Source organism: Microbacterium sp. Z11_20, from assembly GCF_057197605.1.
In genome coordinates, this window is the sequence record NZ_JBXVOQ010000001.1 from 25,311 (window position 1) to 43,662 (window position 18,352).

Here is an 18,352-nt window from a genome sequence, read left to right on the forward strand (position 1 = left end):
ACGATTCGGCCACGCTGAATCCTACCCGCGCCGGCCGTCCAACCCCTGAGCGCCGTCCGCCAACGGCAATATTCCGGGCGCGTCGGGCTCGCCGAGGGAGTCCATACGCTCGCGCCAGGAGCGACTCTGCCCCGCCCGCATGGCACACAGAACGAGCATGAACCAGCCGAATCCGCTCAGGGTGAAGCTCTCGAAGAGCGAGTCCACGAGGAGGGCGACGAGGACGAGCGGTGTCCACGCGTAGACGACAGACCGGCGCTCGCTCGCGACGAGCCACGATCGCACGAGGGCGACCACGCCCAGCGCCAGGAAGAGCAGCAAGCCCGCCCACCCGATCTGCAGCAGGACGTCGAGGTACGCGTTGAGCGCCGAGGCGTGTGATTCCCGGAGGGTGGCGTTGATCGCGTTGAAGGGGAACTCGCCGGGAACCCAGGCGCCGAACCATCCCCAGCCCTGGACCGGGCGGAATCGCACCAACGGCACGAGCGTGCCCCACAGATCGGTGCGCAGCGACAGGTCGCTCTGCGCGCCGAGCCGCTCGATGACCGTCCCTCGCATCGCGTACCCGGTGAGGACGACCACGGCGACGACGCCGCCGATGGTCCACTGCAGGATGCTCCGCCGCTCGGGTGCCGCGCTGCGGACGGCCACGAGGGCCGCCGTCGCCACGGCGACGGCGACGGCCACCACGAACACGGTGGGGGAGTCGGTGAGGACGGCCGTGACCCCGCCGAGCACGACGGAGAAGACGGCGACGCCGGTGCGCACCGACAGGGTGCGGTACTCGATGAGGAACGTGATGAGGGCGATCACTGTGACGAAGCCGAGCAGGTTGCGGGTGCCGAAGATGCCCTGGATGGGTCCGAACTCCGCGATCCGGCCCTGGATGCCGAGGAAGCCGAACGGCATGTCCAGGAGGATCCCGGACAGGATCTCCAAGGCCAGCGAGATCGACAGCAGCCAGCGCAGCACGTCGCCGAGAGCGCGCACGGTCTGGAGGGTGTCTCGGACGAGCGCGACGACGACCGCGAGGAGCGCGATCGCGGCGAGAGCGGTCCACCCGGCGACGGTGTGCCCGCGGTCGCCGGTCCAGGCCACCGAGGCCAGCGTCCACGCCAGGAAGCTCAGCAGCGTCGTGGGCGCCACGCGCGCGAGGGAGTACTCCTCTCGGCGGGCCAGCAGCATCCCGATGCCGACGACGCACAGGCCGGTGACGATGGTCATGAACGTGACGGTGCCGGCAATCCGCTGGATCGCGAACGCCGAGAACACCGTGCCCAGGGTCGTGAGCGTGTACGCGCGGGCGAAGGACGCCGAGGCCAGCAGGGCCGGCAGGGTGGAGGCCGGGTGCGGCGCGGGGCCGCTCACGGGACTGCGCTCTGCAGGTCGCCGCGCTCGATGGCCAGACGCCGCTCGGCAGGACCGACGCCCACCAGCGGCGCCTGCTTGATCTTGAACGAGAACAGGATGAACAGCATCCATCCCCACACCAGGAGCGGCCCGGATTCCGAGATGCCCTGCACGAGCAGAAGCGTGGCGGTCAGGGTGGGAAGAAGGGTGAGGGGCGAGTACGGACGATCGGCGCGCAGGTCGAAGCGGGGCCGGTCGACCGCGAAGAACCACGCACGCCAGACGAACGCGAGGTAGGCGAGGGCCAGCAGCACGACGCCGACGACGCCCAGCTGGAGGTACGCGTCCAGCCACATGCTGTGCGCCTGCAGGACGGTCTCCCCGTGGTCCACGATCCACCCGTCGAACTGGGGGTCCTGCGGCAGCCACGGCGTCGCGAAGCCCCATCCGATGAGGGGATGCTGCGAGGCGCGTTCGAGCACCTGCTGCCAGATCTGCTCGCGCCCGGTGAGGTCGGCCGAGCGGCCGAGGAGCGTGAAGAGGGCGTCACGGCCGAACCACAGCGCGGCCCCGCCGCCGAACCCCACGAGGGCGTAGAGGACATACCAGCGGGTCCGCTCGCCGGGGCGCCGGGCGGTGCGCATGAGGAGGACGGTGCCCAGCACGACGACGATCGCGGCGACGCAGAGGTAGGCCGTGGCGGAGCCCGCGCGTACCAGGAGGAAGGCGGCGGCGACCATCCACGCGACGAGCAGTTCCCGCCGGGGGGAGCGGGCGGCGAAGCGGATCGCGAAGACGACCAGGGCCAGCACCATGACGCCCGCAAGGAGGTTGGAGTTGCCGAAGATCCCCTGGATGCGTCCGCTCCAGTCGAAGAGGTTGTCGCGCGACCAGTAGACGATCGGATCCATCTTCCCGACCGGTCGCTCCCATCCCGGGAGGATGGGGCCGCCGACGACGATCGAGACCCAGAGTTCGAACACGATGCTGAGGCCGATCACCCACTTCAGCGCGGAGGCGATGGTGCGGACGATCTCGCGCCACGTGAGTGCGGCGGCGACGAACAGGCCCTGGAGCGTGGTGATCGCCAGCAGCAGCCACGTGAGGGCCGAGGTCGCCGGCCACGCGCTCCAGAGCACGGACACCCCCGCCCAGGCGATGTACCCGAAGGCCAGCCACGGCATGCGCCGGCCCTGCACGGGCGGCCGGATCGAGAGCCACAGCACCACGGACACCACGCCCGACAGGACCGTCAGAGCGCCGGTGGCGACCTCGCCGAAGGCGTGCACCCATGCAGTTCCCCCGAGGGCGAGGAGCACGACGAAGACGCACCAGCCCCGCAGCAACAGGTGCCCGGTCTTCTCTCGCGCGGGTGGGGTAGGCGGGGCCGACGCGGGATGCTTCGTGTGAACCGCCATGGGAACTCAGGGTAGTCCCCGGCGCGCCGTAGGCTGGGCGCGTGCTGACCCGGATCTCCAACGCCCCGCGCGACTACGCGTGGGGATCGACCGCGCTCCTCGCCGAGCTGGAGGGACGGGAACCCTCGGGGGCCCCGGAGGCGGAGGTGTGGTTCGGTGACCATCCCGGCTCACCGGCCTTCGTGCATGACGGCTCGCATCGCACCCTCGACACCTGGTTGCCCGAGGAGGCGACGGCCCTCGGGGTGCCCGAGCGGCTGCCCTATCTGATGAAGCTGCTGGCGGCCGGCGCGCCGCTGTCGATCCAGGCGCATCCGTCGAAGTCGCAGGCGGAGGAGGGGTTCGCCCGGGAGGAGACGGCCGGAGTCCCGCGGGATGCGGCCGACCGCAACTACCGCGACGACAACCACAAGCCGGAATTGCTCGTCGCGCTCAGCGACCGGTTCGACGCGCTCGCCGGACTCCGCGACATCTCCGCGACGCGCCGGCTGATCGCGGCGCTGGGCGACGGGCCGGGTCCGCGCGCGCTGGCCGCTCACCTCGCCGGGGAGGATGCGGCCGAAAGCCTGCGCGCGACGATCGGATGGCTGCTCGACGGCGATGCCGCCGGCGAGGTCGCGGAGATCATCTCCGCCATCCCCGGCGCCCGGTCGGAGGAGTTCGCCCCGGAACTCGCGCTCGCGCGGAGTCTCGCTGAGGCCTACCCGGCCGACCCCGGCGTGGTGGTGGCGCTGCTGATGAACCTCGTGACCCTGCGCCGTGGCGAGGCCATCTTCGTCCCCGCCGGCGTCCTCCATGCCTACGTGGCGGGCTTGGGTGTGGAACTGATGGCCGCGAGTGACAACGTTCTGCGCGGTGGCCTCACCTCGAAGCACATCGACACCGGCGAGCTGATGCGGGTGCTGGATGCGACGCCCTCGGGCCCTCCGGTGCTGTCACCGCGCGCCCTGGCGCCCGGCGTCGACCTCTTCGACGCCGGAGTGCCCGACTTCGCGCTCGCCGCGGTCACCGTGGGAGAGGGTTCCCTCGAGGTGGAGCTTCACGGCACGGCGCTCGCCCTGGCGGTCACGGGGATCGTGGAGGTCACCGGCGCCAGCGGCGCTCGGCTCACCCTCCAGCCCGGGCAGGCGCTGCTCGCCACGCCGGTCGAGAGCCCTCTCGTCTTCGCCGGCGCCGGTCAGGCCTTCGTGGCGATGCCGGGTCGGGCATAACATCCCCGACACGCCGCGGGCGTGGTGAAGTTTGAAGTCCGCCTTGAGGCTTTAGTATCTGCGACTTGACCTGAGCGAATGACACGGGTGTAATTATGACTACACGCGGCCGGCGTGGCTGAGGGGCTCAGGTAGGAGACGAGATGGCTGGATCACCGTATCGTTCCGGCGTACCTGAGAACTGGTTCGTCGACCCCGTTCATCTCGGAGTGCCGGGAGTCCGCCGCGACACCGACGCCGACGACAACGCCCTGTCCTGGCAGACCGACGCCCTGTGCGCCCAGACCGATCCCGAAGCCTTCTTCCCGGAGAAGGGCGGATCCACCCGCGACGCCAAGCGCATCTGCACCACGTGCGACGTCCGCGACGCGTGCCTCGAGTACGCACTGCAGAACGACGAGCGGTTCGGTATCTGGGGCGGGCTCAGCGAGCGCGAGCGGCGCAAGCTCAAGCGCCGCGCAAGCTGAGCGCGATCCGCTCTCCGCGGCGCGTGCGCCGCAGCGCGGACACGGTCTCGGCCTAGGCTGACTGCGTCATGCCCGCTCGAGTCCACGCGATCCTCGTCGTGCGCCCGGAAGGGCGCACGCCCGCTGCCGCACACCTGCGCCGAACGCTCGCTGCGCTGGCCGCGCAGACCCGGCCCGTGGACGCGCTGACGATCATCCTCTGCGGCGGGGGCGACGACCTGCGCGACCTCGCCGCGCGCTCGGGTGCCGAGGGCGTCATCACCGCCTCCCACGGCACGGGTTTCGCCGCCGCCACGGCGATGGCCACCCCGCGCCTGACCGGTGACGCCGTGTGGCTGCTCGCGCAGGACACCGCTCCGGAGCCCGACGCCCTCATCCGGCTCGCCGGCGCCCTGGAAGTGGCGGCGTCCGTCGCTTTCGTCGCCCCCAAGCTCGTGCGGTGGGACGACCCCTCGGAGCTCGTCTCGCTCGGGGTGAGCCTGTCGCCGCTGGGAAGAACCGTGGAGCTCGCCGCCGGCGAACTCGACCAGGGGCAGCACGACATGACCGAGGACGTTCTCGGCACCGACATTCGCGGGGTACTCGTCCGCCGCGACGCGTGGCGCGAACTCGGCGGGCTGGATGCCGGCCTCGCCGGCGCGGACGAAGGACTCGACCTGGGGGTCCGCGCCCGTCTCGCGGGGGAGCGGGTGACCCTGGTTCCCTCCGCCGTGGTGGCCGTGGCCGGGGACGGAGTGGCAGGTCTTCCGTCCGAGCGCCACTCGACGAGGCGCGAGTTCGCCACCCGCACCGCCGAGCTGCACCGCAGGATCGTCTATGCGCCCGCGGTGGCCGTGGCGTTCCATTGGCTCTCGCTGCTGCCGCTCGCGGTGTGGCGCACGGTCTCCCTTCTCGTGGCCAAGCAGCCGGGTCGAGTGGGACCGGACTGGTGGGCCACCCTGGTTGTTCTCGTCCGATGGGGCGCGATCGCGCGGGCCCGTGGCCGCATCCGCGCCACCCGCCGCACGGGGTGGGCGCGCCTGACGCCGCTGCGCATCACCTCGGCGCAGCTGCGGCTCCGATGGGACGGCGACGGCGCAGACCCCGACGCGCCGGTGCGCTCGGAGCTGCGCTTCTTCACCGGCGGAGGGGCATGGGTGGTGCTGGCAGCAGCCGTCGTGTCGGTGGGCGTCTTTCCTGAGCTCCTTGCCTGGCCGGTGCTCGGCGGCGGCGCACTCCTGCCGCTGCGGTCCACCGTCGGGCGACTGTGGGCCGACGCCGCGTTCGGTTCTCGCGCGCTGGGGCTGGCCGATGTCGCACCGGCCGACCCGTTCGCGGCGGTGATCGCCGTGATCGGCACGCTGTGGCCGGTCGAGCCGTCCCGCGCCATCGTGCTCCTGTGGCTCCTCGCTCTTCCCCTGGCCGTCCTCGGCGGGTGGTTCGCAGCGACCCGGCTGACGGAGCGCTCGCTCCTGCGGATCGTTGCAGCCATCGTGTGGGGTCTTGCCCCGACATTCCTCACGGCGCTCGTCGAGGGGCGCCCGGCCGCGGTCCTCGTTCACCTCCTTCTTCCCTGGCTCCTGTACACCGGCACCGTCGCGCACCGATCGTGGGCGAGCGCCGGTGGCGCGTCGCTCCTCCTGGCCGCCGTGCTGGCGTGCGCCCCATCCCTCGCACCCGCGCTGCTGATCGCCTGGCTCGGGATGCTCGTGACCGTCATCGCCGCCCGGCGCGGCCGCGGGGTGGCGAAGGTCGTGTGGCTCGTCGTACCGTCGGCGGTCTTCTTCGCCCCGCTCGTCTGGGTGCGCGTCCGCTCCGGCGACCTGCTCGCGCTCCTGGCCGACCCGGGTGTTCCCGTGGGCGGGGGAGTGTCGGCGGATGCTGCCGGACGCCTGCTCCTGGCCGCCGGGTTCCCCACCGCTGACCCGGGCGGATGGAGCGCGTTCCTCGGCGGCGCGCCGGTGTGGTGGGTGCCGCTGCTGCTGGCGCCGCTGGCCGTCCTCGCGCTCATGTCGCTCGTGACTCCGCGATGGCCGGTGGGTGCGGCCCTCGTCGTGCTGGCCGTGCTGGGGATGGCCACCGCGTTCGCGGCTGTCGGGATCGCGGTGTCGTTCGCCGGGACGGCGTCCGTGCCCCTGTGGCCCGGCACTGCACTGAGCCTTGCGTGGGCGGGCGCGGCCGGTGCGGCGGTGGTGACGCTGGATTCGGGGCTCGTCCCGCGTCTGCGGATGCTGCGCCCGGTCGCAGCCCTCCTCCTCGTCGCCGGGGTGGTCGTGGTGGCTGTTCCTTCCCTCACGGCGCCCGCGCGCGACGCGTCGGTGCTCACGAACGGGCCCGCGGCGACCCTGCCCGCCTATGTCGCCGCGGAGGGCAACGGCGACCCGCGCGTGGGCACGATCGTGCTGAATCCGGTCGACCAGGGCATGGTCGTGCAGGTGGTGTGGGGCGGCAGTGAGACGCTCGGCGGACAGAGCACCGTCCAGGCCACTCGTACCGAGGCCTCCGCCGCCGATCGAGAGCTGGCCGACCTGTCGGCCGACCTGGTGACCTCGACCAGTCCGGAAGCCGTGCAGGCGCTCGCCGAGCGCGGGATCGGCTTCGTCCTGCTCCAGGCCCCGGACGGTGACGTCGAGACCGTCCAGGCACTGCGGCTGGCCGCATCCACGGCGCTCGACCAGCGGGACGGCCTGGACGCCGTCGGGGAGACCGCACGCGGTGCCCTCTGGCGGCTCACCGGCGACGTCGAGCCGCGCGCACCGGACTCGGCGGCCGTCCGCGACACCGCGCGGGCGCTGGCGCTGGCCCAGCTCGCCGTCGTCGCGATCTGCCTGCTGCTGTCCGTGCCGACCGCCGCGAGCCGTCGTATCGCACGTCGGACCCCTCGCATCGTCGGGCCGGCACCGAAGGAGACGCGATGACGCAGCGGCGGCTGTTCCGGTGGGTGCTCACGAGCACCCGCGTCGTGGCGGGTGCTGCCGCCGCCGCCGCGACGGTCATCGCCGTCGTGCTCGCGATCGCCTTCCCGTGGCCGACGGTGACGGCCGAGCCCGTGCGCGTGGTGGCGACGCCGGCGCCCTCGGATACCGTGCTGGCCTGCGACGGACCGCTCCTGGCGCTCGGCCGGGTGGTGGAGGAGGCCGGACAGCTGTCGGTCGCCGCTTCCCAGTCGGTGGTCGCCGGCCCCGCGAGCGCCGGGGCCACCGAGCGCGCACTGACCGCACCCGCAGAAGGCGCGGAGTCGCTCGCCTTCGCCTCCGCCCCCGACGGCTCTCAACCGGCGACCTTCGCCGCGGCGGGCTCCAGTTCCATCGACGCAGCCGATCTTCGCGGATTCGCCGCATCCGCCTGCCGCCCGCCGCTTCTGGAGTCGTGGCTCGTGGGGGGCGCGACGACCACGGGTTCGAGTGACCTGGTCGTGCTGTCGAACCCGGGCACGGTCGCCGCGACCGTGCAGGTCACCGTCTACGGCGCATCCGGCGCGCAGGTGGCCCCCGGCGGTACCGACCGGGTCGTTCCCGCAGGCAGCCAGGTGGTGATCCCCCTCGCCGGTCTCCTCCCGGACGAGGCGAGCCCCGTGATCTCGGTGACGGCGATGGGTGCCCCCGTCACGGCGGCTCTGCAGTCCAGCCTCATCCGCACGCTCCTTCCCGGCGGGATCGACCAGGTAAGCCCGGTCGCCGCGGCCACGGAGCGCCAGATCGTCGCGGGAGTGGTCGTCCCCGAAGAGGGCACCGAAGGCGTGGAAGGGGCGCGCACGATCGTCCGTCTCCTCTCGCCCGCGGCCGACACCCAGGCCATCGTGTCGGTGCGCGACAGCGCCGGCCGCACGGTGGGCGAGGACGCGGCCGTGCCGCTCGTCGCCGGAATTCCGAGCGAATTCGGTCTCCCGGCGCTGAGCCCGGGCACCTACACGGTCGACGTGGCGGCCACGGCGCCGGTGGTCAGCGGCGTGTGGGGGACCACGGGCTTCGGAGAGGGATCCGATTTCGCGTGGTTCGCCGCCGCCCCGGAGGTCGACCGACCGACGGCGGTCGCCGTGCCCACCGGCGCATCGCCGGCGCTGACCCTGGTCAACGAGGGCGGCGAAACGGCGACGGTGACGGTGACCACCCCCGGCGGTTCGACGACCGAGGTGGACGTGGCGCCGGATGCCGCGGCGCAGGTGGCTCTCGCCGAGTCGGGGGCGTACGTCCTCGACCCGTCCGCACCGGTGCGGGCGGCGGTGTCCTTCTCCGCGGCGGGAGCGCTCGCCGGGTTCCCGGTGTGGAGCGCGGACGCCGCGGCTCCGCCCATCCCCGTCTTCCCGTAGCCGGGAGGCTCAGAAGTAGCGGAACCGCTCGGGGCCGAGGTCCCACGGATCGCGGTCGAGGTATTCGGCGGCAGCGCGGAACACCGCGCTCTCGATCATCATGCGCCGGTGCAGGTCGTCGTCGCGGTGCAGGTGGCTCAGCCGCTCGATCGGTACGCGATAGAGGATGATGCGCTTCTGCTCGCGCAGTACCCGCCAGCGCGGGATGCCGTGGTCATCGGTCGAGGGTGGCAGCACCCCGATCTCGAAGGACACCTCCCGCAGCTCGCTCCACGCGGAGCGGAGGAACTCCGCGGCGGTGCCGACGGCCAGATCGAAGCGCTCCACGCGGGTGTCCAATGGGGGAAGCGGAGGGCGCACGACCGGGCTGCGGTTCTCGCGGCCATGACGACCGTGCCGCGGAGGTCGTGCGCGGAGGCGCTCGCGGGAGCGGCGGCGGACCATGGCCCCATCCTACGACGCGGTCGGCGAGGCGGCGGGGCGCCGGCCGATGCCGCGGTTAGGCTGACGGCGATGCGCGACAGACTCTGTTCCAAGGTGGGATGCTCCCGCGAGGCGGTGACGACCCTGACCTACGATTACGGCGACCAGATGGCGGCCGTCGGACCGCTCGGTCGAGGCGGCGATCCGCACGCGCATGACCTGTGCGCCATCCACACCGATCGGCTGTCCGTCCCCCGCGGATGGGTCGTCGTCCGCCACGAGACGCTGCGCGTCTGACGCTGCGCCCCCGTCAACCGGGGTTCAGTGACCGGTCGGCGGGAGGAGCGCGGCGACGCGCTGGTCTTCGAGGAGGAGCGCCCGGAACTCGCGGTCCCGCCGCACGGCGGCGATGCCGTGGAGGAGCAGCTCGGCGTCGACCGGCGGTAGTGGAGCGACGAATGGGCGCGCCTCCGCGGCGAGCGACTCGGCAAGGCGGACCCGCGCGGATGGCTCCAGGTGCGGCGCCGAGCGCACGAACTGGGCGATGCGGGCGGCGAGGCGGTCGGGCAGGCGCGCGACATCGGCGACCTGAGCCCAGCCGGTGAGCGCCGGAGGGACCCCCGGCGCCGGCGCCGGGAGCGCCGGCGTGCGCGTGCGTTCGCTGTAGGTTCCGGCCAGCAGATCGCCCAGGCGCTGCGCCCGCGGCGTGAACGCGCCGACGAGGGCGGCCAGCGACCCGAGCGTGAGCCACAGTTCGAGCACCCCCGCCAGGGCCCGCAGGAATGCGTGCCGGAATCCGATGGCGCCGCCGTCTGCGCGGACGATCCGGCCGCCGACGGCCAGCTTGCCGAGGCTGCGTCCGCGGGTGGCCGTCTCCACGGTGGTCGGGGCCACCACCGCCACGAGCACCAGCACCGTGATCGCCAGAGGCGGCACCGCCTCTTCGCCCACGACGCCCGCGCTCACCAGCCATGTCAGGACGCTCGCCAGCAGCACGAGCACGGCCACCCCGATGAGGAAGTCGATCAGCGCGCCCGCGGCGCGGAGGAAGAATCCCACCGACTGCACGTCCAGCGCCACGGCTTCGCCGGTGACCGTCTCGTCCTGAGCGATCTGCACCAGGGCGGGGGGTCGGTCGGAGGCCATGGGTACAGTAAAGCAAATGGACCTCGACGCCCTGACGGCCGCGCGGCGGCAGGAGTGGGCACGCCTGGACGAACTGAGCCGCGCCCGCCGCCTGTCCGGGGCGGAGGTCGATGAACTCGTCACGCGCTATCGCGCCGCATCCGCCGACCTCGCCGAGATCAAGACCTCGGCAGGCCGAACGCCCCAGGGCGACTACGTCTCGACGCTCCTGGCACGCACTCGGCTGCGGCTGACCGGTGTGCGGGAGAACCCCGGCGCACTCGTGCCCCGCTTCTTCCTGTGGCAGCTGCCCGCCGCCCTCTACCGCGTGCGGTGGATGCTGCTGGCCGTGGCCGTCGGCTTCCTCGCGGTCACGACCCTCGTGGCCGTGTGGATCGCCTCCGACCCGGCCGCCGTCGCCGCACTGGGGGACGAGGCCGAGTTGCAGTCCTATGCCGAGGAGGAGTTCACGGCGTACTACAGCGAGAATCCGGCTGCCGTGTTCGCGGGGACGGTGTGGACCAACAACGCCTGGATCGCCGCGCAGTGCGTGCTGTTCGGGATCACCGGCATCTGGCCGCTCATGGTGCTCGTGCAGAACGCGGTGGGAATCGGAACGGCCGCGGCCGTGATGTTCGCGTTCGGCCGCGGCGACGTGTTCTTCTCCTTCATCCTCCCGCACGGTCTGCTGGAGGTCACCGCGATCCTGGTGGCCGGGGCCGCCGGGCTCCAGATCTTCTGGGCCTGGGTCGCGCCGGGCCCCCGCTCCCGGGCGGACGCGCTGGCCTCGGCGGGACGATCCCTCGGCACGATCGCGATCGGCCTCGTCTTCGTCCTCGCTCTCTCCGGGGTCATCGAGGGTTTCGTCACGCCATCGCCGTGGCCGACGCCGGTCAAGATCACCATCGGCGCGCTGGCACTCGCGGCTTTCCTCGCCTACCTGCTCGTGCTCGGTCGGCGCGCAGCCCGGGCCGGCGAGGACGGCGACCTCACGGAGTACGAGGCGGGGACCACGCGCCTCGTCTCCGGCTGAAGCGCCCGCTCAAGGGTCAGGAATCGTCGCCTCGCGCCTCGGTGAGGCGGCAGGAGTTGTCCCCTGAACGGGCGGATGCTCCGGCGAACAGGTGGGCTACGAGGCTCGCCGCGCGACCGGCCTTTTTTTGAACGAGTCAAAACTGGGCTAGGTTCGGAACATGATCGACGGTACCGGCATGACTCTCGAGGCGCGTCTGCGTACCGCGGGTCTGCGCGTGACCGCGACCCGCACCGCCGTCTTCGACGCCCTCGCCGGCAGACCGCACGCCTCCGCCGAGGAGGTGTTCGACCGCATCCGCGTCACCCTCCCGGCGACGAGCAAGCAGTCGGTGTACAACGCGCTGGGCGACTTCGTCGATGCGGGCCTGGCGCGCCGCATCGAACCGGCCGGTCACCCCGGCACGTTCGAACTGCGGGTCGACGACAACCACCACCACATGGTGTGCACGGAGTGCGGCCGCATCGAAGACGTCGATTGCGTCGTCGGTGGCGCGCCGTGCCTGCACGTGCCCGAGGGGAGCGGGTTCGACATCCGCTCCGCAGAGGTGACGTTCTGGGGACTGTGCCCGAACTGTCGAGCAGACACGAACCACCCGAACCCTCCGAGAGGATCTGAATGAGCGACATCGCCGCTCCCGGCTGCCCCGTTTTCCACGACGGTGCAGCTCCCGACGACAACCGACTGCCCGTGGGAGAAGCCCCCGCCGACAGTCAGCCCGCCGGGCACCTGCCGCACCCGACGCAGGGTTCGGCCAACCGCGTCTGGTGGCCCAACGGCGTCAACCTCAAGATCCTCGCGAAGAACACCGCCCAGCGCGACCCGCTGGATGATGGATTCGACTACAAGGCCGCCTTCGAATCGCTCGACCTCGCGAGCCTCAAGCAGGACATCAAGGACGTGCTCACCACGTCTCAGGACTGGTGGCCCGCCGACTTCGGTCACTACGGTCCGCTCATGATCCGCATGGCGTGGCACAGCGCCGGCACGTACCGCGTGACCGACGGTCGCGGCGGTGGCGCAGCCGGGATGCAGCGCTTCGCACCCCTGAACAGCTGGCCCGACAACGTCAACCTCGACAAGGCCCGCCGGCTGCTGTGGCCGGTCAAGAAGAAGTACGGCCAGTCGATCTCGTGGGCCGACCTGATGATCCTCGCCGGAAACGTCGCGCTGGAGTCGATGGGATTCTCCACCTTCGGCTTCGCCGGTGGACGCGCCGACGTGTGGGAGCCGGACGACGACGTGTACTGGGGCCCGGAGACCACGTGGCTCGGCGACGAGCGCTACACCGGCAACCGGGAGCTGGAAAAGCCCCTCGCCGCCGTGCAGATGGGCCTCATCTACGTCAACCCGGAGGGCCCCAACGGCAACCCCGACCCGCTGCTGTCGGCACGGGATATCCGCGAGACGTTCGGCCGGATGGGCATGAACGACGAGGAGACCGTCGCCCTCATCGCCGGCGGCCACACCTTCGGCAAGACCCACGGCGCCGCCCCCGACTCCCACGTCGGCCCCAACCCCGAGGCCGCCGACATCGAGGAGCAGGGCCTTGGCTGGAAGAACGAGTACGGCACCGGCAAGGGCGACGACACGGTCACCAGCGGCCTGGAGGTCACGTGGACCTACCACCCCACGCGCTGGGACAACGAGTTCTTCCACATCCTGTACGCCTACGAGTGGGAGCTGTTCCAGAGCCCCGCCGGCGCGCACCAGTGGTGGCCGAAGAACGGCATGGGGGCCGACATGGTCCCGCTCGCCCACTCCGAGGGCAAGCGCGAGCCGCGCATGCTCACGAGTGACCTGGCGCTGCGCATGGACCCCGCGTACGACGAGGTCTCGCGCAGGTTCAAGGACGACCCGATCGCGTTCGGCGACGCCTTCGCCCGCGCGTGGTTCAAGCTCACCCACCGCGACATGGGGCCCAAGGCGCGCTACCTCGGACCCGAGGTGCCGCAGGAGGAGCTCATCTGGCAGGACCCGCTGCCCGCTGCCGTCGACCCCCTCATCGACCAGGGCGACGCGACCGCGCTCAAGCGCCAGATCCTCGACAGCGGACTGAGCGTTCAGGAGCTCGTCGGAACCACGTGGGCCGCAGCATCCAGCTTCCGCGGCAGCGACAAGCGCGGCGGCGTCAACGGCGCCCGCATCCGCCTCGCCCCGCAGAAGGACTGGGAGGTCAACAACCCCGCGCAGCTGCAGAAGGTGCTGGGCGTGCTCGAGCGCATCAAGGCGGAGTTCGACGCGCAGCAGGCGGGCGCCAAGACCGTGTCGCTGGCCGACCTCATCGTGCTGGCCGGAAACGCCGGCGTGGAGCAGGCGGCCCTGGCCGGCGGCATGGAGGTCGAGGTGCCCTTCACCCCCGGTCGCACCGACGCCACGCAGGAGCAGACCGACGAGACGTCCTTCGCGTACCTCGAGCCGGTCGCCGACGGGTTCCGCAACTACATCTCGCGGGATGCGAAGCTGCCGGCGGAGTACCTGCTGGTCGACAAGGCCAACCTGCTCACGCTCACGGCGCCGGAGATGACCGTGCTCGTCGGCGGGATGCGCGCGATCGGTGCGAACTGGGACGGGTCGCCCTTCGGTGTGTTCACCGCGACGCCGGGTGCGCTCACGAACGACTTCTTCGTGAACCTGCTCGACCTCGGCACCACGTGGACGCCGCTGGACAGCGGCAAGCACGCATTCCAAGGGGCGAAGGACGGCTCGGGGGAGCGTGTGGGCGTCGGCTCCCGCGTCGACCTGGTGTTCTCCTCCAACTCCGAGCTGCGCGCCCTCGCCGAGGTGTATGCCAGCGATGACGCCAAGGAGAAGCTCGTCCGCGACTTCGTCGCGGCGTGGCGCAAGGTCACCGAACTCGATCGGTTCGACATCGTCTGAGCACCATCTGCGAACGGCCCGTCCCGAAAGGGGCGGGCCGTTCCGTTGTCCGGGCTACAGGCGCCCGGCGGCCTTGAGCGCGAGATAGCGGTCGGCCACGCGCGGAGGAAGATCGTCGGCGGATGCGGTGACCGCATCGCCGCCCGCGCGCTCGACGGCCGCCGCGACCCGGCGAGCGTCCTCGCTCGCCCGCACGGCGGCGGCGGCGGCGTACACCTCGGCCGCGTTCGTGCCCGCCGTGTCGGCGACGGGCACTTCGGCGGCGGTGGCGACGAGGACCCGCGTGCGCGCGGTGAGGCCGGGAAGCGACCCCAGGAATCCGCGAGCGGCGGCCGGGTCGTCGTGAGCGGTGACGAGCACCACGAGCGAGGGGTGGTTCGCCAGCGTCCGGACGTGGGCGAGCGCGGCGTCCCAGTCGGTGTCCAGGAGTGCCGGCTCCACCGGCGCCATCGCATCCACCAGCGCGGGAAGAAGTCCCGGTCCCTCCACCCGGCTCACGCGCGCACGGACGAGCCGGTCGAACATGAGCAGGTGCACATGGTCGCCGGCCCGCTGCGCCAGCGCCGCCAGCAGCAGCGCCGTCTCCATCCCCGCATCCAGGCGAGTGCCGTCGCCCACGCGCGCCGCCGAGGTGCGCCCGGTGTCGACGACGATGACGATGTGACGGTCGCGCTCCGGTCGCCACGTGCGGAGCATCGTCGCACCCGCCCGCGCGGTGGCGCGCCAGTCGATCGAACGCACGTCATCGCCGCGCACGTACTCGCGGAGGCTGTCGAACTCGGTGCCCTGACCGCGCACCTGCACGCTGGTGTTGCCGTCGAGCTCCCGCAGGCGCGCGAGGCGCGAGGGGAGGTGACGCCGCGCGCGGAACGGAGGGAGGACGCGCAGCCGTCCGGGGGCGTCCAGGCGCGCCTGGCGTCCCGCGAGGCCCAGCGGGCCGACCGAGCGGGTCACCACGAAGTCGCTGCGCAGTTCGCCGCGACGGCCGGGGCGGAGCGCCTGCCTCAGGATGCGCCGCTCCCCGGCGGGCACGTCCAGCCGGAGCCGCGTGGTCCCCGCCCCCGCCGTCGGCTGCCACGCGTCCCGCAGCACTCCGCGGACGCGTCGATCGCCCGTGTTCGTGACGACGACCTCCGAGACGACCGGTTCGTCCAGGAGGGTTCGCCCGGGGAGCCGGCGATCGATCGTGAGCCGTCGCGGATCAGCGGCAAGAGCGACGTCGGCGGCCGCGCCCGCCGCGCACAGCAGCATCCACACCCCCGCCACCGCCCACGGCGCGACCTCCGCCGCCGAGAGCAGCACGACGGGGACGACGCCCAGGGCGACGAGGATCGGAAGACGGCCGGTGACGTACACGGGTCAGAGCGGAACGCGGGTCTGCTGCAGCACCGAGGTGAGGATGGCGTCGACGGAGACCCCCTCGATCTCGGCGTCGGGGCGCAATCGGATGCGGTGGCGCCAGGTCGGGACGAGCATCGTCTGCACGTGGTCGGGCGTGATCGCGGGATACCCGCTCAGCCACGCCCAGGCCTTGGCCGCCGCGAGGAGTCCCGTCGTCGCGCGCGGGCTCACACCCAGCTGCACGGACGGGCTTTGGCGGGTGGCGCGGGCGAGGTCGACGACGTATCCGAGCACGTCGTCGGCCACGGTGACCGCGGCCGACGCCCGCTGGGCGTCGAGGATCTCCTGCGGGGTGACCGCCTGCTCGACCCCCGCGGCCCCGAGCGCGCGCGGGTCGAAGCCGTTCGCGTGACGACGGAGCACATCCAGTTCGGCCTCGCGCCCCGGCACGTCGACGAGGAGCTTCAGCAGGAAGCGGTCGAGCTGCGCCTCGGGCAGCGTGTACGTGCCTTCGTGCTCGATGGGGTTCTGGGTCGCCGCGACGAGGAAGGGCTCGGGAAGCGGCCGGGTCACACCGTCGGTGGACACCTGCCGCTCCTCCATCGCCTCCAGCAGGGCCGCCTGGGTCTTCGGAGGAGTGCGGTTGATCTCGTCGGCGAGGACGATGTTCGTGAACACCGGACCCGCCCGGAACTCGAACTCGCCGGTGCGCGCGTCGTAGACGAGCGAACCGGAGACGTCACCGGGCATCAGGTCGGGGGTGAATTGGATCCGTTTGGTGTCCAGGCCCACCGCGCGGCTGAAGGTGCGCACGAGCAGCGTCTTGGCGACGCCGGGAACCCCCTCCAGCAGCACGTGTCCGCGCGCCAGGAGGGCGATGAGGAGCCCGGTCACGGTGCCGTCCTGCCCGACCACCGCCTTGCCGATCTCACCGCGCACACGGTGCATGGCGTCGCGCAGGGCGTCGTCGTCCGGTGCGTCGTCGTCCGGTGCGTTGTCGCTCATGAGGGGGTCCCTTCCGGTCGGGTGGCGGCGGAGACATCCGCCTCGAGGTCGTGCAGGCGGTCGCTGAGGTCGACCAGCTCGCGGTCGGTGGCGGGGGCGTCGGTGATGAGGATGCTGCGCACGGCGCCCGGATCGCGCGAGAGGCGGCGGGCCGCGGCATCCGCCACCGCCATCGGCGCGACGTGGGCGCCGAGCCCCAGCATGCGGCTGATCCGGCCGATCGCGGCGGCGCGGAGCTGACCGGCCGCGTGCGCGGCGTCGCGGCTGCGGGCATAGAGGCGCCCGCGGCCGATGGTCGTCTCGGCCGCGCGCACCGTGACGGGCAGCGTCTCGGCGACGAGCGGTCCGAACCGCCGCCCGCGCCAGATCGCCGCGGTGACGCCGGCGGCCAGGAGCAGCACGATGGCGGGGGTCACCCAGGGTGGGGTGAGTTCGCCCAGCGTGGGCGCCGCCGCATCCACGTCGGCGAGGGACGGGACGTACCAGACGAGCGTCGGTCGTGCTCCCAGCAGGCCCAGGGCGAGGGCGGCGTTGCCCGCCTGGCCGACCGTGTCGTTGGCCAGCAGCGCGCGACCGTCCACCGCGGTGACGGCGCGTGCCCCCCGCGACGCGGTCAGGAGCGCGAAGGCGTCGTCGAGGGGGTAGCACCCCTCGACGCCGTCGCCGGGGGTGAAAAGCTCCCCGGCGACGATCTCGCCCGCACGACGCGCAGCGGCCTGCGTGCACTCCGGTGCGAGGGTGTCGTCGGCGAACGCGCCTGCCGCGGCCGAGTCGTGCAGGAGCACGCGGAGAGTGCGCGACCGAGGCTCCAGGAGCACCACGTCCGCCGCGCCCGCCGCCAGTTCCGTCACCGCCGCATCCGACAGACCGGGCGCATCGGGCAGTGCCAGGGTGGCGTCCCCGTCCGCCAGCGCGGCCGAGGCGGCGGGCAGGTCGCGCGCGATGCGGACGTCGATGCCCTCGTTCTCGAGGACGCGGACGAGCGCGCGGGCGCCGTCCGGACCCGCCGACTCGGGATCGAGCGCCGACCGTTCGGCCCAGCCGGCGCTCTGGCCGAGGAGAGCACCGGCGACGGCGACGAGGGTGAGCGCGACGGCGATCACCGCCCAGCCGAGCGCGCGCGTGCGCCGGCGGGGCCGGTCGAGGTCTGTCGCACTCATCGCGGCGCCTCGCTCAGCGCCGGACGGGTCTGGGCGAGAGCGTCGTCCAGACCCGCGATCCGGTCGTAGACGGCGCGGCTCCCGGGGCGGCGCAGATAGCGGACGTCGTCGAATCCGGTGGCCGCCGCGGCCAGCTCGGTCGCCGCGGCGGGGAAGGCCCGCGCGGCCTCCCGAGCGAAGGCCTGAGCGGTCGCGCCGGGGGGAGGTTCGATGATGGCGCGTTCGGACAGGCCGCGTGCGAGCGCCCGGAAGCGCAGGACGATGGCCTCCTCCCACCGCTCGCGGGCGGCGCTCGCGCTCGCGTCGGCCCGCAGCCGATCGGCCGACCGGTCGTCACCGTCGCCGAACAGCGGTCCGACCGTTCGATGGGAGCGTGCCGCCGGGCGCGGGCGCCCCCACACGAGGAGGGCGGCGACGAGGAGCGCGACGACCACGACCGTGGCGACGACGGCGGCAGTCGGGCCCCACCCGCCGGACAGGTCGGGGTCGAGCAGGCGGGTGAAGAACTCGCCGACGGCTCGCGCCGCACGATCGAGGAACGTCGGCTCCGCCGCCTCGTAGACCGGATCGGCCAGCTCCCGCCGCAGCCGTTCTCGGGCGTCGTCGGGACTGGGCTGGAGGGGAGCGGCGCTCCAGCGCTGCACCGGTGCC

At 72.6% G+C, this 18,352-nt stretch carries 16 protein-coding genes; 8 read left to right on the forward strand and 8 right to left on the reverse strand.

The features are described 5' to 3' along the window. Window positions 1-21: 21 nt before the first annotated feature. Both AC2DFQ_RS00105 and AC2DFQ_RS00110 read right to left on the reverse strand, forming a co-directional pair. Window positions 22-1,368 (reverse strand): O-antigen ligase family protein, encoded by a 1,347-nt coding sequence (locus tag AC2DFQ_RS00105; RefSeq protein WP_484532569.1) that lies wholly within the window; start codon window positions 1,366-1,368, stop codon window positions 22-24. Beyond that, entirely contained in the window at window positions 1,365-2,768 is a 1,404-nt protein-coding gene (locus tag AC2DFQ_RS00110) for an O-antigen ligase family protein (RefSeq protein WP_484532570.1), read from the reverse strand. The genes AC2DFQ_RS00105 and AC2DFQ_RS00110 overlap by 4 nt, the downstream gene beginning before the upstream one ends. Before the next feature lie 41 nt (window positions 2,769-2,809). Between AC2DFQ_RS00110 and manA the strand changes: the two genes are divergently transcribed. The 4 genes from manA to AC2DFQ_RS00130 all read left to right on the forward strand — a co-directional run bounded on the left by manA (window position 2,810) and on the right by AC2DFQ_RS00130 (window position 8,734). After that, window positions 2,810-3,979: a mannose-6-phosphate isomerase, class I gene (gene manA, locus AC2DFQ_RS00115; protein WP_484532571.1), complete on the forward strand. Its 1,170-nt coding sequence runs from the start codon at window positions 2,810-2,812 to the stop codon at window positions 3,977-3,979. 143 nt (window positions 3,980-4,122) lie between these two features. Beyond that, entirely contained in the window at window positions 4,123-4,446 is a 324-nt protein-coding gene (locus tag AC2DFQ_RS00120; RefSeq protein WP_484509859.1) for a WhiB family transcriptional regulator, read from the forward strand. A 68-nt stretch (window positions 4,447-4,514) separates the two neighbouring features. Beyond that, window positions 4,515-7,343, forward strand: coding sequence for a glycosyltransferase (locus AC2DFQ_RS00125; protein WP_484532572.1), 2,829 nt, complete (start codon window positions 4,515-4,517; stop codon window positions 7,341-7,343). Beyond that, on the forward strand, window positions 7,340-8,734 hold the full coding sequence (locus AC2DFQ_RS00130; RefSeq protein ID WP_484532573.1) for a DUF5719 family protein: 1,395 nt from the start codon (window positions 7,340-7,342) through the stop codon (window positions 8,732-8,734). The genes AC2DFQ_RS00125 and AC2DFQ_RS00130 overlap by 4 nt, the downstream gene beginning before the upstream one ends. Window positions 8,735-8,743: 9 nt before the next feature. On the opposite strand, the gene AC2DFQ_RS00135 is transcribed toward AC2DFQ_RS00130, so the two are convergent. Then, window positions 8,744-9,178: a metallopeptidase family protein gene (locus AC2DFQ_RS00135; protein ID WP_484509856.1), complete on the reverse strand. Its 435-nt coding sequence runs from the start codon at window positions 9,176-9,178 to the stop codon at window positions 8,744-8,746. 69 nt (window positions 9,179-9,247) lie between these two features. Between AC2DFQ_RS00135 and AC2DFQ_RS00140 the strand changes: the two genes are divergently transcribed. Then, entirely contained in the window at window positions 9,248-9,454 is a 207-nt protein-coding gene (locus AC2DFQ_RS00140) for a DUF3499 family protein (protein WP_484509855.1), read from the forward strand. Between the two features lie 24 nt (window positions 9,455-9,478). Here AC2DFQ_RS00140 and AC2DFQ_RS00145 read toward each other — a convergent pair whose 3' ends face one another. After that, a complete protein-coding gene (locus tag AC2DFQ_RS00145; RefSeq protein ID WP_484532574.1) occupies window positions 9,479-10,303 on the reverse strand; it encodes an RDD family protein in 825 nt (274 codons plus the stop codon). A 16-nt stretch (window positions 10,304-10,319) separates the two neighbouring features. On the opposite strand from AC2DFQ_RS00145, the gene AC2DFQ_RS00150 reads away from it, so the two are divergent. From AC2DFQ_RS00150 to katG, 3 genes are all read left to right on the forward strand, one after another. Next, window positions 10,320-11,315 carry a stage II sporulation protein M gene (locus tag AC2DFQ_RS00150; protein WP_484532575.1) on the forward strand — a complete coding sequence of 332 codons (996 nt, stop codon included), beginning with the start codon at window positions 10,320-10,322 and terminating at the stop codon, window positions 11,313-11,315. A 160-nt stretch (window positions 11,316-11,475) separates the two neighbouring features. Beyond that, on the forward strand, window positions 11,476-11,937 hold the full coding sequence (locus tag AC2DFQ_RS00155) for a Fur family transcriptional regulator (RefSeq protein ID WP_484509852.1): 462 nt from the start codon (window positions 11,476-11,478) through the stop codon (window positions 11,935-11,937). Beyond that, window positions 11,934-14,195 (forward strand): catalase/peroxidase HPI, encoded by a 2,262-nt coding sequence (gene katG, locus AC2DFQ_RS00160; protein ID WP_484532576.1) that lies wholly within the window; start codon window positions 11,934-11,936, stop codon window positions 14,193-14,195. The genes AC2DFQ_RS00155 and katG overlap by 4 nt, the downstream gene beginning before the upstream one ends. 54 nt (window positions 14,196-14,249) lie before the next feature. On the opposite strand, the gene AC2DFQ_RS00165 is transcribed toward katG, so the two are convergent. From AC2DFQ_RS00165 to AC2DFQ_RS00180, 4 genes are read right to left on the reverse strand one after another with little or no spacing between them, the layout of a single operon-like run. After that, entirely contained in the window at window positions 14,250-15,551 is a 1,302-nt protein-coding gene (locus AC2DFQ_RS00165; RefSeq protein WP_484532577.1) for a DUF58 domain-containing protein, read from the reverse strand. Window positions 15,552-15,554: 3 nt separating this feature from the next. Further along, window positions 15,555-16,541, reverse strand: a complete 987-nt coding sequence (locus AC2DFQ_RS00170; RefSeq protein ID WP_484532578.1) for an AAA family ATPase — start codon at window positions 16,539-16,541, stop codon at window positions 15,555-15,557. After that, window positions 16,538-17,701: a DUF4350 domain-containing protein gene (locus AC2DFQ_RS00175; RefSeq protein WP_484532579.1), complete on the reverse strand. Its 1,164-nt coding sequence runs from the start codon at window positions 17,699-17,701 to the stop codon at window positions 16,538-16,540. Before AC2DFQ_RS00175 ends, AC2DFQ_RS00170 begins: the two co-directional genes overlap by 4 nt. Further along, window positions 17,698-18,345, reverse strand: coding sequence for a DUF4129 domain-containing protein (locus tag AC2DFQ_RS00180; protein WP_484532580.1), 648 nt, complete (start codon window positions 18,343-18,345; stop codon window positions 17,698-17,700). Before AC2DFQ_RS00180 ends, AC2DFQ_RS00175 begins: the two co-directional genes overlap by 4 nt. Window positions 18,346-18,352 lie beyond the last annotated feature (7 nt).

Coding starts and splice junctions, on each gene's coding strand:
- AC2DFQ_RS00110 (WP_484532570.1), bottom strand. CDS start 2,768: ATGGCGGTTCACACGAAGCATCCCGCGTCGGCCCCGCCTACCCCACCC.
- AC2DFQ_RS00120 (WP_484509859.1), top strand. CDS start 4,123: ATGGCTGGATCACCGTATCGTTCCGGCGTACCTGAGAACTGGTTCGTC.
- AC2DFQ_RS00125 (WP_484532572.1), top strand. CDS start 4,515: ATGCCCGCTCGAGTCCACGCGATCCTCGTCGTGCGCCCGGAAGGGCGC.
- AC2DFQ_RS00130 (WP_484532573.1), top strand. CDS start 7,340: ATGACGCAGCGGCGGCTGTTCCGGTGGGTGCTCACGAGCACCCGCGTC.
- AC2DFQ_RS00135 (WP_484509856.1), bottom strand. CDS start 9,178: ATGGTCCGCCGCCGCTCCCGCGAGCGCCTCCGCGCACGACCTCCGCGG.
- AC2DFQ_RS00140 (WP_484509855.1), top strand. CDS start 9,248: ATGCGCGACAGACTCTGTTCCAAGGTGGGATGCTCCCGCGAGGCGGTG.
- AC2DFQ_RS00145 (WP_484532574.1), bottom strand. CDS start 10,303: ATGGCCTCCGACCGACCCCCCGCCCTGGTGCAGATCGCTCAGGACGAG.
- AC2DFQ_RS00150 (WP_484532575.1), top strand. CDS start 10,320: ATGGACCTCGACGCCCTGACGGCCGCGCGGCGGCAGGAGTGGGCACGC.
- AC2DFQ_RS00155 (WP_484509852.1), top strand. CDS start 11,476: ATGATCGACGGTACCGGCATGACTCTCGAGGCGCGTCTGCGTACCGCG.
- katG (WP_484532576.1), top strand. CDS start 11,934: ATGAGCGACATCGCCGCTCCCGGCTGCCCCGTTTTCCACGACGGTGCA.
- AC2DFQ_RS00170 (WP_484532578.1), bottom strand. CDS start 16,541: ATGAGCGACAACGCACCGGACGACGACGCACCGGACGACGACGCCCTG.
- AC2DFQ_RS00175 (WP_484532579.1), bottom strand. CDS start 17,701: ATGAGTGCGACAGACCTCGACCGGCCCCGCCGGCGCACGCGCGCGCTC.